The organism is Mycolicibacterium sp. SMGY-1XX (assembly GCF_059132455.1).
In genome coordinates this window covers 1,495,234-1,509,337 of sequence record NZ_CP101139.1, presented here as the reverse complement: position 1 = coordinate 1,509,337, position 14,104 = coordinate 1,495,234, and the positions used below count along the sequence as shown (strand labels likewise).

13 protein-coding genes and 1 tRNA gene are annotated in these 14,104 nt (G+C 63.1%); 9 read left to right on the top strand and 5 right to left on the bottom strand.

Annotation, left to right across the window (positions count from 1 at the left end; translation table 11 throughout):
* Positions 1–3 precede the first annotated feature (3 nt).
* The 3 genes from NL241_RS07455 to NL241_RS07445 all read right to left on the bottom strand — a co-directional run bounded on the left by NL241_RS07455 (position 4) and on the right by NL241_RS07445 (position 1,311).
* Positions 4–198: a hypothetical protein gene (locus NL241_RS07455; protein ID WP_487691509.1), complete on the bottom strand. Its 195-nt coding sequence runs from the start codon at positions 196–198 to the stop codon at positions 4–6.
* Positions 199–351: 153 nt separating this feature from the next.
* Positions 352–648: a protein UsfY gene (usfY, locus tag NL241_RS07450; protein ID WP_487691510.1), complete on the bottom strand. Its 297-nt coding sequence runs from the start codon at positions 646–648 to the stop codon at positions 352–354.
* Positions 649–1,092: 444 nt separating this feature from the next.
* On the bottom strand, positions 1,093–1,311 hold the full coding sequence (locus NL241_RS07445) for a hypothetical protein (protein ID WP_494397187.1): 219 nt from the start codon (positions 1,309–1,311) through the stop codon (positions 1,093–1,095).
* 269 nt (positions 1,312–1,580) lie between these two features.
* Between NL241_RS07445 and NL241_RS07440 the strand changes: the two genes are divergently transcribed.
* From NL241_RS07440 to NL241_RS07425, 4 genes are all read left to right on the top strand, one after another.
* Entirely contained in the window at positions 1,581–2,606 is a 1,026-nt protein-coding gene (locus NL241_RS07440) for an acyltransferase family protein (protein WP_494397186.1), read from the top strand.
* Positions 2,607–3,152: 546 nt separating this feature from the next.
* Positions 3,153–3,518 carry a PASTA domain-containing protein gene (locus tag NL241_RS07435; RefSeq protein WP_487691513.1) on the top strand — a complete coding sequence of 122 codons (366 nt, stop codon included), beginning with the start codon at positions 3,153–3,155 and terminating at the stop codon, positions 3,516–3,518.
* 247 nt (positions 3,519–3,765) lie between these two features.
* Entirely contained in the window at positions 3,766–4,125 is a 360-nt protein-coding gene (locus tag NL241_RS07430; protein WP_494397185.1) for a PASTA domain-containing protein, read from the top strand.
* 561 nt (positions 4,126–4,686) lie between these two features.
* Complete coding sequence (locus NL241_RS07425) at positions 4,687–4,911, top strand: hypothetical protein (protein WP_494397184.1); 225 nt, start codon at positions 4,687–4,689, stop codon at positions 4,909–4,911.
* An 80-nt stretch (positions 4,912–4,991) separates the two neighbouring features.
* On the opposite strand, the gene NL241_RS07420 is transcribed toward NL241_RS07425, so the two are convergent.
* A tRNA-Tyr gene (locus NL241_RS07420) sits at positions 4,992–5,074 on the bottom strand.
* 136 nt (positions 5,075–5,210) lie between these two features.
* Between NL241_RS07420 and NL241_RS07415 the strand changes: the two genes are divergently transcribed.
* Positions 5,211–5,702 (top strand): YajQ family cyclic di-GMP-binding protein, encoded by a 492-nt coding sequence (locus NL241_RS07415; protein ID WP_487691517.1) that lies wholly within the window; start codon positions 5,211–5,213, stop codon positions 5,700–5,702.
* Between the two features lie 74 nt (positions 5,703–5,776).
* Here the strand turns inward: NL241_RS07415 and NL241_RS07410 are convergent, their stop codons facing one another.
* Entirely contained in the window at positions 5,777–7,033 is a 1,257-nt protein-coding gene (locus NL241_RS07410) for an MFS transporter (protein WP_494397183.1), read from the bottom strand.
* A gap of 156 nt (positions 7,034–7,189) precedes the next feature.
* On the opposite strand from NL241_RS07410, the gene NL241_RS07405 reads away from it, so the two are divergent.
* From NL241_RS07405 to NL241_RS07390, 4 genes are all read left to right on the top strand, one after another.
* Positions 7,190–8,722: a flavin-containing monooxygenase gene (locus NL241_RS07405; RefSeq protein WP_494397182.1), complete on the top strand. Its 1,533-nt coding sequence runs from the start codon at positions 7,190–7,192 to the stop codon at positions 8,720–8,722.
* A gap of 2,372 nt (positions 8,723–11,094) precedes the next feature.
* Positions 11,095–12,429: a fibronectin type III domain-containing protein gene (locus tag NL241_RS07400; RefSeq protein WP_494397181.1), complete on the top strand. Its 1,335-nt coding sequence runs from the start codon at positions 11,095–11,097 to the stop codon at positions 12,427–12,429.
* A 19-nt stretch (positions 12,430–12,448) separates the two neighbouring features.
* A complete protein-coding gene (locus NL241_RS07395; RefSeq protein WP_487691521.1) occupies positions 12,449–12,646 on the top strand; it encodes a dTDP-4-dehydrorhamnose 3,5-epimerase family protein in 198 nt (65 codons plus the stop codon).
* Between the two features lie 399 nt (positions 12,647–13,045).
* Positions 13,046–14,086 (top strand): NAD-dependent epimerase/dehydratase family protein, encoded by a 1,041-nt coding sequence (locus tag NL241_RS07390; protein ID WP_494398259.1) that lies wholly within the window; start codon positions 13,046–13,048, stop codon positions 14,084–14,086.
* The last annotated feature ends 18 nt before the right edge of the window (positions 14,087–14,104 follow it).

Here is a 14,104-nt window from a genome sequence, read left to right as displayed (position 1 = left end):
GTCTCAAACGATCAGCGCTGCGAACACCGCCCCGGTGAGGATGGTGATGATGAGCGCCACGGTGGTCTCCCCGGCCAGCATCGCGACCACCACGGCCGTGATGGCTCCCAGAGCCAGAACGAAAAGCAGAGCGTGCAGAACGCTCTTGAGGGAAAGGTGACCTCCGCCGGCCGGTCGCAGTGCCGCGGGGGGATGCATCAGCGGACCTTGTGCACTGACCATGGCAAGCCCTCTTTCGTTGTGGCGAGAAACACAGTTTAGCGATTTATGTGACGAACGCCACAATATGTTGACGGCCTAAATGTGTTCGTGTCGGACCGACCGGCAAGTCGGTCATGTTCAGCCGCGCCGTTACAGATGCGGGCGCGGATGTTCAGCCATCCACCGACGCTCTACCCGCTTCACCCGCTGATGCTCGAGCGTGATCAGCAGCGCTCCGGCGGTGACCAGCGCCCCGGCCACCAGCCCAAGGATCAGCGGCCAGCCGTCGCGGCTGTACGCAGTGGCGGCGACAGTTCCGGCGATGGCGATGATTCCGAGCGCCAACAGAAACAACCCGGGCCACCACAGCGTGTCGATGAAGGATTCGCCAGCGTGTGGCTGGGTGGTCCGTGCGTGATCGATCGGGTCGTGGAATGCGCCTTTCATTCCCATCTCCCTCCGCTAGAGATGCTTCGAGGCTACGCCTTTTGTGATGTGAATCACATAGAGCGGAGGCGCGTATAAGCGGTGTCAGTAGCTGGGCGCAGCAAGCAGCGATAGCCCGCTCCACGTAGGGTTGTCGCGTATGACGAGGTACGTGACGCGAGTGGTGCTTAGCCGCGCTGACGAGCCAACACGTCGAGATGTCAGCTCGGCTGCGGGTCGTGAACTTTTCCGCGTCTCGTGGACTCTCAGCAAATCCGGTTGCAGCGATCAGGACTTCACGCAGTCGCATAACACGCTCTGCTCGGCTCAGGCGCACGCCACCAAGCTGCTGCAGCGCCTACCGCTCGGCGCGTCGATCGGCGACGTCTACCGAGAGAATCTCGAAGACGACGCGCCACCACGAGCGCGCACCGCGGCGGAACGCTGCGTGTGCGGTCATCCTTCTCATCCGAGCGGGTTCTGCTCGTGCGGCTGTTCGATCAGCGAGACCGACAACGGACGCGATGCAACTGCACGCACCACCACGCCTTCACGCTGACCGCTCTTGCATGCCCGCGCTGCTGCGTCCTGAGTAGACATAAGCACGTTCACCGCTTCGTCACAGCCGTGTGCGTTGGCCGGCAATTGCGTCAGCCGAACGTATGAAAAGTCGCGGTCGCCCATTCGGACACAACAACAGCAAAACTTTTACGACCAGCACTGACAGCCCGCCATGACGGACATTTGAACGTTATAAGCAGCTCACGTCACTTTTCTACGCGTTTGGCGTCCGAAATTGGTCGGGCAACTTCGGATCAAGCAATTTATTGACGCTTGTCGCCAACTGCCGGTTCGCGGACAAACGAGGCGCGGGTTCGCAACCATCGAGCTCGATGGCGACCCTCTCGCGCGGGGTCCGCCCCGGCGGCCGACAGCTGCGAAACGGGGGCATCATGACCACGATCCTGGATCGGTACCAGGAGTCGTCGAGGCGGCGGCGCCGACGGGCGGAACGGGCGAATCATCGCCTCGATCTCCAAGGTTTGAGGGCGGTGGCCGTCGTCGCCATCGTCGCCAACCACCTCTGGGATTGGCCACACCGGGGGTTTGTCGGCGTCGACGTCTTCTTCGTCGTGACCGGCTTCCTGGTCACTACGAGCCTGTTGCGCGACTCGGAAGCCAGCGGGCCGGTGTCATACGGTTCGTTCTACTGGGCTCGAGTACGCCGGATCCTGCCTGCCGCCGTCATGGTCTTGCTCTTCACCTACGGCGCAAGCATCCTGATTCTGCCAAGCGACGAGGCCCACGCCGTCGGCATCGATGCTTTGTACGCCTTCGCCTTCGCGTCGAACTGGTGGTTTGCGAGCGGCGGTGCCGATCCGTTGGCCGTGGCCGCTGCCGCATCGCCCGTACAGCACTTTTGGGCGGTTTCGGTCGAGCAGCAGTTCTACCTCGCGTGGCCCGCATTGCTTGGTGCCCTAGGTCTGCTGGCAATCCACAAGACTCGTGGGCGGCAGTTACGGGTTACGGGCGGCGCCATCGCAGTGCTCACTGCCGTGTCATTGAGCTGGGCGATTTTCGAGGCCGCCACATCTGCGGCGTGGGCCTACTTCAGCACCTTCGCACGACTGTGGGAGTTCGGAGTCGGCGCACTTCTCGCCGTCGCGAGCGGAGTGCTCGCACGTTCACCAAAACTGCTCAAACCACTGCTGTCGTGGACGGGGCTGGGGCTAATTGGCACGAGTATTGTTGTTTTGCAGGATATTTCACCGGAACTTCCGGTTCTCTGGACGTTTCTTCCGGTGGCCGGAGCCGCGTTGGTAATCGCGGCCGGCATCGGTGGCGAGCCACAATTCCAAGGCTACCTACGCAACCGTGTCAGCACCTACATCGGCAATCTCTCATATTCGCTGTACCTGGTGCACTGGCCGGCAATTGTGCTCATCGGATCGCTGCTGGCGATACACCACCTCATTTGAAACCCATTGCGCGAGGCCGATTCCAGCAAGATTCGCGAAACCCGTCGCGCGATCAGGGAGGGCGTTTACACCGTTGAGCGTTCAAGCAAGGTCGGGGTGGTGGCCGCCCTCGTGTTGTTGACAATCGGGCTGATCGCGTATGCCGCTCGGCCGGACGCATACGAACCGTCGACGCCGGCTCCGGTGGAGCAGGTCAACCCGCCGCAGTAGCCGGCTTGCCGCGGGGCGGAATACACAGTTTGCACCGCGAGTTGTGGCCAACGGATACAGACGGCGTATCTCCGGGTCTTCCGGTTGTTCCTGGTATGTCGCTGTGAGGATGCTGCATGCGCCGTGCCGGCTCCCACAGTGGTTGACAAGCTTGTTCACAGCACACACCACTGGTATTTGCAGCTACACGGTTGACAACCTCTGCTCATCGCAACGCTACGGCGTCGTAGCAGCTCTGCGAGGCATTGAGTCACTCGGCAACCGTTGAGTGGCAACACATTCGATGATCAGACCGGTCACCACGGGCTGCCTCGACCCACAGCAACAGGAACTCACATGAAGAAACATCTCACCATCGCTGCCGGCGCCGTTGCCCTGCTTCTCCCCGCAGCCATCGGACTCGCCGGGCCGGCGCAGGCAGCCCAAGCCTTCAAGATGCCGTCGATCGACGGCATGAACCTGCAGGAGGCCGAGGATGCGGTGTCCGCCGCAGCCAAGGGCCTACCCGTGGACATGCACTCGCACAACATCTCTGGCATGGCGCAGAAGCAACTCAGCCTCACCGACTGGCTGGTCTGCGATCAGGTGCCCTCTGCCGGAACGATGGTCAGCGCCTCAACCGATGTCGATTTCGGGGTCGTGCGCGAGTTCGACGCGGCACGCAACACCCTGGACCCGATGGTGGCCGACGCCTGCAAGTAACCGCGAGCGACTGCAGCGCTCCAAGGCTTTGCCATATTCACGCGCGGCTGCGCACATGTAGCGGAGACGTCGCCTCACATGACCGCAGTAGCTAACTGCGACAACGAAACTCGAAGAAACCGGAGCCGCTTCAGCGTTACCATAACGTGACCAGACTCGCGCTCACGCTGGGCGTTAATGGCGTGTGCAGCTAAGCGGCGCTTCCTCGAATCCGATACGTTGGCCTCTCAATCACGAGAGGACCAGAGTGAGAACACGCACTGCAGCCGTCGTCAGCGCCCTCGCGATCGCACCCCTGTTGATCGCGAGCCCAGCTGCCGCCGAACCGGCGCCCACCGCGACAACCACCACGGCAGCCGCCCCGACTCCCACCTTCACCATGCCGTCGGTGACTGGCGTGACCCTCGCCAAGGCCCTCGACACCATCACCGCGCTTTCCCCCTCAACGCAGTTCCGCCTCAACATCCTGCAAGCAGGCAATGAGCCCACTCACATTCAGAGTCCGGGTAGCTGGGTGGTCTGCCGCCAATCACCGGCGGACGGCGGCAAGCTCACTGCGCGCACCTCGATCACCCTGCGTGTCGAGCGCCCCTGGTACGGCTGCTGAGGCAGCACCCGGTTCTGCGCCATCATCAGGCCTGTAATGGTCTGATGGTGGCGCGTCTGTTTTTTGAGACTGATTGACTCCGCAACTTTCGAGAAGCCGATGATCACCCCGCGTCGGCAGCTTGAGCTGGCCGCACATCCTGACGAGCGCTCGACTCGCGCCCGCCAGCTCAATCACACTCTCTGCGTGCAAATAGCCAGCCACATCGCAGCGTCCCCCTGACGTACCGGTCCACTCACACGCCCTGAACGGGCGCGCCTCCCTCGAACCGCGGACGCTGGCGCCCCTTAATTGAGACACTCGTCAATTTTGTGATACAGCTCACACCACAGGGGCCCCCGCCGGACACCCCATTCGAGTAGCTTCGGAACTCACCAGTAGTTTGCGCAAATCGACCGGTGATCGCTAGTAAGACGCATCGGCAGCGCTTTTCGCACGTCAGCAACAGGGGTGGGGTCGTTGTCCTCTACGCTAGAACAACGGTTTAGCAATGCGCGTCTGCATTTTGCCGATGCACGCTTGGAGGGCCGTTACCGCGTTCCGCCGGCGGTGACCTACAGCGTGGTCGCAATCTTGACCGTCGCGACCATCGGATTGACGGCGTACGCGCTGCACGTGGACGCATCTCGCCAACGCCCTCCCCTGCAGGCACCCGTCGGCGCCTCGGCGCTTGAGTCCGAGGGATCAACCATCGTGAGCGTCAGCGATCCCCTCGATGTGACCGTCCTGCAACCCGTGCGGTTGGACACGCAACGCACGGCAACAGCAGACCGGCCGGCCGCCTAGGGACAGGTTCGCTCTCGACCGTTGCTCGATCGAGCCTCGAAACACATCAGGCCCCTCTTTCGAGGGGCCTGAATACTGTGTGGCAGGTACAGGATTCGAACCTGTGTAGGCGTTAGCCGACGGATTTACAGTCCGCTCCCATTGGCCGCTCGGGCAACCTGCCTGGCTTGCGCCGCTCCCGACCGGATGACCAGGCGGGTTTGGTGCGAGTAGCAGGGTACAACGAGGATGTAGGAAAGACGAAAACGGCCGGTTGTTGATGTAGCGGCGGCCACAGTGAGCAGAGGGGAACGTGTCCAATGGCGGATTCATCGTTTGACGTTGTGAGCAAGGTTGACCGGCAGGAAGTGGACAACGCGCTGAACCAGGCCGCCAAGGAGCTCTCCACCCGCTTCGACTTCCGCGGCACCGACACCACCATCGCCTGGAAGGGTGACGAGGCCATCGAACTGGTCAGCTCCACCGAGGAGCGGCTCAAGGCGGCCATCGACGTCTTCAAGGAGAAGCTGGTCCGCCGCGACATCTCCATGAAGGCCTTCGACGCCGGCGACCCGCAGCCCAGCGGCAAGACCTTCAAGGTCACCGGCACCCTCAAGCAGGGCATCAGCAGTGAAGAGGCCAAGAAGATCACCAAGATCATCCGCGACGAGGGCCCCAAGGGCGTCAAGGCGCAGATCCAGGGTGAGGAGATCCGCGTCAGCTCCAAGAAGCGCGACGATCTGCAGGCCGTCATCGCCCTGCTCAAGGGCGCCGACTTGGACGTCGCGCTGCAGTTCGTGAACTACCGCTAGACGTCTTATTTTCTGCGCTAGGGCTGTGATCCATGCAGCAGCACAGCCCTAGCGCAGAAACAAAGCCTGGAGCGCTAGAAGCGCAGTTCGACGGGCCCGGGACGGTTGAGCACCCGGGCCCGGCACAGCAGCGCCACCACGGCGCTGATCACCGCGGCCACCAGGAACGCCGCCCGCACCGACACCAGATCGGCCGTCGACCCCAACAGCGCCGCCGCGATGGGCCGCGAACCGAGGAAACCGACCAGCCACAGCGACATGATGCGGCCGCGGTACTCATCGGGGGCGCGGGACTGCACCAGCGTGCTGAGCCCCGTCATCCCCCAGGAGAAGCCACCGCCGGCCACGGCGAACGACGCCAGCACGGCCGCGGTCCATGGGCTGACAGCGATACCGGCGGTGCCGGCCACCATGAGCCACAGGCCTACCGACGCGGTGACCCCGGGGCTCACCCGCTTGGACAGCAGCGCCTGTAGCACCAGGCCGATGGCCGCACCGATCCCGAACGCCGCCGACAGGTAACCCACCAGGCTGGCGCCGCCGCCGAGTTCCTCGGCCATCGACGGCGCCAGCGTCATCGACGGATCCGAGGCGAAGCCGACGATGCTGACACCGAGCAGCATCAGGAACAGCGGGCGGTCGGCCCAGACGTAGCGCAGCGCGGCGCTGACCCGGTAGTCGGTGTCGGCCGCGTGCTTCTTGGCCCGCGGGAACTTCACCACCAGCAGCATCACGATGAACGCCAGGTGGGTGGCGGCACTGGCGGCGAACGCGGCCGTCGGCCCCAGGTGCGCCAGCGCGAACGCCCCGAGCACCGGCCCGCCGATCCGGGCCAGCGTCAGCGGCACGGTGTTGAGGTTCATGCCGATGGACAGCTCGCCGGGCCGCAGCAGTGCCGGCACGATCGACTGCATGGCCGGCCCGCCCACCACGAAGCCGACGCCCACCACGGCCGAGGCCGCGATGATGGGCAAGGCGGCGGCAAGTCCCTGCGGGTTGTCGGCCAGCACCGACCACGCCGCCAACGACGCCGACCCCGCCAGGCACACGATCCGGCCGATCATCACCTGCCGGATGGGGTCACCCCGGTCGGCCCACTTCCCCGCCAACGGGTTGAGCACGAGCTGCGGCACGAACATCGCCACCCCGAGCAGCCCCACCATGAGTGCGGACCCGGTGGCTTGGAACACCACGACGGCGGCCACCAGATTGTGGGTCCACACCCCGGCCGCGCTGACGAGCTTGCCCCAGAACAACGCACCGAACGCCGGATCCATCAGCAGCCGCCATGCGCTGCGGGGTTGTGCAGGTGCAGAAATCTCAGCGGTCACGTCCACACCTGCCTGAGACAACACACCCTTGTTGCATAGCACATGAATGTTTTCGGCAGGAAGTCGTTACCTCCGGACTCTGGCCCAACCAACCGGTGGATGCCTACCCTGAGGTGACCAGCACCACACCATCGGGGAAATACAGAGGTTCATCACGTGACCGCGACGCAGCTGAACTCAGCCAGGCAATCGGTGACCGAAGAAGTCGACGTCGTCATCATCGGCGCGGGGTTTTCCGGGATAGGCGCGGCCTACCGGATCGCCGAACGCAATCCGGACTTGAGTTACGTCGTGCTCGAGCGACGCGAGCAACTCGGCGGCACCTGGGATCTGTTCCGCTACCCAGGGGTCCGCAGTGACAGCAGCATCTTCACTCTGAGCTTCCCGTGGGAGCCATGGACGCGTCGCGAGGGCATGGCGGGCGGCGACCACATCCGCGACTACATGAACGACGCGGTGCGCAAGCATGGCATCGACCGGCACATCCGCTACCGCAGTCATGTACTGGCCGCCGACTGGGATTCGTCCACCGACACCTGGACGGTGCGCACCGAGACCGAAGGCCAGCCGAAGACCTACCGCACCCGCTTCCTGTTCTTCGGCAGCGGCTATTACAACTACGACCAGGGTTACACCCCGGACTTCCCTGGTATCAACAACTTCGGCGGCCGCGTGGTGCATCCTCAGTTCTGGCCCGAGGATCTGGACTACGCGGGCAAGAAGATCGTGGTGATCGGCAGTGGGGCCACCGCCATCTCGTTGATCCCCGCGCTGACGGAGAAGGCCGCCAAAGTCACCATGCTGCAGCGCTCCCCCAGTTACGTGCTGAGCGGGTCCAGCGTCAACCCGGTCACCGATGCTGTACGAAAGCTGTTGCCGCGGCGTTACTCTCACAGCTTCGCCAAGTGGTACGCGGCCTTCTTCGAAGGACTGATCTGGTTCTGGGCACGCAAGTCGCCGAATTCGATGAAACGGTTCATCCGCCGCCAGGCACTGTCGCAGCTGCCCACGGACTATCCCATCGACGTGCACTTCAAGCCGCGCTACAACCCGTGGGATCAGCGACTCTGCGCGATACCCGACGGCGATCTCTACGAAGCCATCAGCGCCGGACGTGCCGACATCGTGACCGACCACATCGCCCACATCGACGCCACGGGCGTCACCTTGGAGTCCGGCGCGCACCTGGAGGCCGACATCATCGTCACGGCAACCGGCCTGCAGTTGCTGGCGCTCGGCGGGGTGGCCATCAGCATCGACGGAGAAAAATTCAAACCGCAGGACCGTTTCGTGTACAAAGCCCACCTTCTGGAGGATGTCCCCAACTTGGCGTGGTGTGTCGGATACACCAATGCGTCCTGGACGTTGCGGGCCGACATGACCGCCCAGTCGGTGGCCAAACTGCTGGCCTACATGAACTCTCGCGGCTACACCCATGCCTATCCACATCTCGGTGACGAACCGATGCAGGAGAAGCTGGCCTGGGATATCAAGGCCAACTACGTGTTGCGCAATCCCCACGCGCTGCCCAAGTCGGGCACCAAGCGTCCGTGGAATGTGCGGCAGAACTTCTTCGCCGACGCCATCGACCACCATTTCGACCGCATCGACGAGAGCATGGTGTTCGGTCGTTCCGCCGAGGTACGGCCCATCACGCCGTCGGTGAAGGCCCCCGCGATCGCCGGATAGTGCCTGGCGGTGGTTGCGGCGCCGGCCACCACGATGGGCACGGTGACAGCCAAGTATGTCGACCCCTCGACGACATCAGCTGGCACCGGCACCGGTCGGTGACCGTCGCCGCAACCACCGCGGCGGGAACGGTTCCCCGCGCGGGCAGGTGTTTCTGCCCGGCCGAGCAACCCGAGTTCGTCAGCGCCGACGTGACACGGTGAATGTCCGACATCGCAGGAGCGATGCCGGACGTGGCCGGTTGACCACCATGGCGAGCGTCGCCATCTGTCCGCATACTGCCACTCTCACCGAGCAACCCCCGCGATTGACTGAACCGGACATTACGCGACATCCAAAGCTTTTGCACAGTTTCAGCACGCGCATTCCAAGCACTGTCGATGCGAGCGAAAACCCCCGCCTGCGCTGCTGGTTTGCTGAAATCCCGTTGCGCAGACAAGGAGTTTTCGAATTCAAGTACCGCTCCTGGAACTCGACATGTGTTAGCTCCGGGCAACTTTCCGGCAAACATCGGACGACCGTCTCGCGATTGACGCACTACAAAACGTGTCGCGAGCCGGCGGCGTCCTCGCAATCCCTGACCTTTACGACGGCCGAAACCCATCCTGACGCCGTTGCAAGAGCCGTGACCTGACCGTAGCAAGACCTACCCGTTGCGCTACTTCAGGTTTGGCGACCTGCGTAGGCGGAAAACTCTCTGACATACCGGCTCGGGGCGGCCGTCAACCCGTAATGCCCGCGCAGCGTGGTGGCGGTGTACTCGGTCCGAAAACACCCGCGCCGCTGCAGGATTGGCAACGGGTCCCTTGAGCGCTGCGCGCAACGGAGTTACTGGTCGACAGCACCGGGGCCGTTGCGGGCGTGGCGGCTATCAACGCCCGGCCCGCCGAGAGTACCGCGTGCAGGGCCGAGGCTGTGGTGCGCTGCCGCCCCCGAATCTCAGGCCCTGATCGCGCTCTGGGCTCAACGCCAGCCGGAAGGTGCTGCGATACCGCTCGTCGGGGCGTTGCACGTCAGAAGCAGCGATGCGATGAACGCCGTTCACGAACCCCGACGGGCGAGGGCGCCAGTCGCCTCCGAACTGAGCCCCAATACTCGAGCAACACCTCGACCATCGATCGACAGAAGGCTACGGCAATGACATTGGTCATAGCCCGATGGCGCACGCCATCACCACAATGCGATAGCTGACGCAGGTTCGAGTAATTTGCTGGACAAGGTAGCTGCAACGGTAGGTGCACTTGCAATGCGTAGACCCGGCCGCAGACCGGTTCGCCTAAGTAGTCGAAGAGCAGCGAGGTGGGCGCAATCGCTACAGAACGTTAAATCGCTGGTGCACATATGAATCGGCGCGGCAACCAAGTCGGCTTGGCATCCGGGACGGAGGACGATACCCTCCTAGCCAGCCAAAGGATTCAGAAATAACGGGTTGCGGTCCTGAAGCCCTACGATAGCCGCACTGGGTAGCGACAGACCCATCACAAGCATTACCCAACCCCATTTAGATCGCGGTCGCTCCATCAAGAGCGCTCGGTTCCTTGCGCTGCCCAATCGAGCCCAGGAGAAGCATGGCCGCCGAACAAAGTATGGATATGGGAAGCCAGCACGTGAGGACGCCGGACACTCCCCCCTCTCAGGCCAAGCCTGGAGCCACCCACGGCTTCGCGTGCTACGTCGCCCACGCTGGCGCGCTCGCCGTCGCGTTGGGCATAGGGTCCGCGCTAGCGCCAAGTGTGGCGGTAGCGCACGCATTGCCGCATGAAGCCCACTCTTCTTCTCCTGCAACCGAATCTGACAGTCAAGGTATGTCGTCGTCACCAAGATCCGGAGCAGATCGAGGCTCGGCTTCAGCTACAAGGGACGACGCTGACACTGGTTCCGATGCCGCCGACGACACCGCACCAGGCCCTAGCAGAACCGGCAAAGAGAACGATGCCGATGTCCTTGCCGCCGACGATCCTGGGCGTGATGAGGATTCTCCTGGACTCGGCCAGCGGTCGCATGATGACGAAGCCGAGGAATCGACCGCCGCTCCGGCAGAACCGTCGAAGAAGTCCCGAGGAAACCAACAGCCCGCCCCCGCCGGAGACCCTCTGGGCGATGACAGCAGGCAACTCCGGCTCGAGTCAACTCGCCGTCTTGGGCTGACCGTGACCAGAGACGGAGGCGACCCCGCCACTGCCAGTGAACCTGCCGCCGTTGACGACACGGATCGCGCCGAGCCTGCGCCACGACCTGCAACCATTGCTGTGAACGAGCAGTCGGATCCCGAATCATACAGGCGATCAAAGGTATTGGTTTCGCCAGCGAGACTGAGCTCTCTGACGCTACCGCCCGCCAACCCTGCCGCGCCAAACACGCCAGCCGCGCCAATGACGTTATGGACTCTGCTGGCGTCGACGGATAGGCAGCTTCGACAAACCTCCGACAATTCCGCCCCGACCATCGGCTACGACCCGTTGGGGAACAGCCTGGTCGACGGAATCGACTACAGCACCGGCATTCTGGCGATCGATGACCACGAGAATGACCCACTCGAGTTGACAATTACCAACCCGACGCACGGCCGGACCAAGCCCGCTACTCCCGCCGAGCCCGCTGTCACCCCCTCTGCCACCTCGGTTCTGGTCACCTGGACAAAGCAGAACGGTGGCAGTTCGGCGATCACGCGCTATTCCGTGCGGTACCGGTCTACTGGTGGCACTTGGATGATCGCACCGGACGCTGCTGCTACCGCCACATCGGCGACGATCACGGGTCTTCTCCAGAACACCGGCTACGAGATCTCGATGCGAGCATCCAACGCAGTAGGCAACTCGGCTTGGTCGGCAGCGAGACTGACCAAGACCACCGGGGGCACGGCCACGATCGTCCCCAACCCGGCTCCCGAAACCCCTCCGACCGGTAACATTCTGTGGCAGGACAGGTTTGACGCTGCCCCCAACGGGCAGCTTACGAAAGCCTCCGGCGATGCGATGTTCGGTCGCACCGCGGCCGGGACCAGCGCCACCACCTACCGGTACGGAAGCATCCACATCGACCCGGAGGGCGGCAAGTTCCTTCGTCAATCCATCCCAGCAGGCACACTTGGCGGGTTTGTTGTCGCGCCCGTGCTCAGCCAACCCACCGATCACGCCATTCTCAACTACGACATCCGCTTTGACCAGAACTTCGACTGGCGCTGGGGAGGCAAGATGCCCGGATTGGTGGGCGTGGCTCCGGGACACGGTATCTACGAGCCGACCTCTGGCAGCCCGAACCGGAATATCGGCTTCTCCACCCGACTCATGTGGCACGGCCGCGGCGACGACGGGACCCGCCCTTTTCAAGGCAGCCTCGGACCGATCAAAACAGGCACCGACAATGACGTCGTGACGTACATCTACGCCAAGAGCCCGTCGACGGGCTTCAACGGCTACGGCTGGCACACCAGCTTGGCCAGCGAAATGAAGCGCGGGCAGTGGCACCGCATCACCATGGAGGTCGACCTCAACACCGTCGGTAAGCGCGACGGCGTATTCAAGGTGTGGATCGACGACAGGCTTCGCTTCAGCGCCACCGACTGGCAGTACCGCGCCAGTCCCGACGTGGAAATTCAGGCGGTCCTCTACGACATCCACCGCGGCGGGGGGACCGTTCCCCCGAGCTGGGTCAGCTCGCGCAACAGCTATATCGACATCCGCAACATGGTGGTCAACGAACTGTGACTTCACCTGTGACAACCCGGTGCAGCGACTTTTCTCCTGGATTCCCAGCCGCGTTCCGCACGGACGTTTCGAGCAGGGCGAGTCGGAGTTCGTTCGATGTGCCACCGGCGCCGTTCTTGACCTGTTCGTCGATATCCGATGTGATTCACCGAAGTTCGGTGACCACGACGCATTCCGTCTAGGTGGGTTCAGGCACAGATCACCAAGGCTGACGTAGTGCTATCGGATCGATCACCCCACGACCCCACCGAAGATCTGGCGGTCGCGTATGACGACCGAGACCTGGACATCGAGTGGCTGCTGCCAGTTTCGGCGACCTCGGCCCCGAGTTGGACCCGGCTGCGTTCTCGACCCGACCAAGCCAAGGTGGTTACGCGCTGAAACAACAGCAAACAGTTCTGAACGATCGATCGCCTTGCCACCGGCGCCATGAAAGACTCCTAGCTACACCTGAACCCGCAAAGCGCCAACATTCTCTCCAAAAGGCTTCCGCATCACGATTTTTCAGGTAGTCGACAGTGGTGCGCAGCACAACGGCTTGCGCATAGACTGAGAAATTCGGCAATACCTCGGAGGATAGCGGAGAGTGCCGGAAGACACCGATGGGGAAGCCGTTATGCGGATATTGGTCACTGGTCACCAGGGGTATCTAGGCACCGTCATGGTGCCTCTCCTCATCGGGGCAGGGCACGACGTGGTCGGCCTGGACTCCGGGTACTTCGCCGACTGCGTACTGGGACCCGAACCGCAGGACCCGCCTGGATGGCAGCTGGATCTGCGCGATGTGAAACCGGAGCACCTGCGGGGCTTCGACGCGGTCGTTCACCTCGCCGCGTTGTCCAATGACCCGCTTGGTCGTCTGGCGCCCCAGATCGCCCACGACGTCAATCACCACGCATCGGTGTTGCTGGCTCGGTGCGCGAAGGATGCTGGTGTACAACGATTCCTGTACGCCTCCACTTGCTCGGTCTACGGCGCCTCTGGCGAGGGGCTGGTGAGCGAAGAGGCCGCACTCGCACCGTTGACCCCGTACGCCGAAAGTAAGGTCCGCGTAGAGAAAGACGTCGCCGACTTCGCCGACGGATCCTTCTCGCCGGTCTTCCTGCGTAACGCCACGGCTTTCGGATTCTCTCCACGCCTTCGTGCCGACATTGTGTTGAACAATCTTGTTGGCCATGCCGTGTTGACAGGCGAAGTGCGTGTGCTCTCCGACGGCACGCCGTGGCGTCCATTGGTTCACGCCCGGGACATCGCGAAGGCGTTCCTGATCGCACTGGAAGCACCAGTCGAAGCAACACACTGCCGCGCCTTCAACGTCGGAACCGAGGCCAACAATGTGAGCGTTGCCGAGATTGCACAATGTGTGGTTGATGTGGTGCCCGGCGCCAAGCTCTTGATCACCGGCGAGAATGGCGCCGACTTACGTTCGTACCGAGTCGACTTTTCTGCCTTCAGAAATGCGGTCGGGTATGAGGCCGACTGGTCCGTGGCAGACGGTGCCGCCGAGTTGTACAACGCCTACTTGTCGACAGGCTTGACCGCCGACGGGTTCGCCAACTCGTTCACCCGTCTGGCGCGACTCAACGCTCTGGTCGCAGCCGGAGTCGTCGATCGGTCGCTGCGTTGGGTGCGGAGCGATGCCCCAGCCCAGGTGTAGGGCGTGCGGCCATACCGA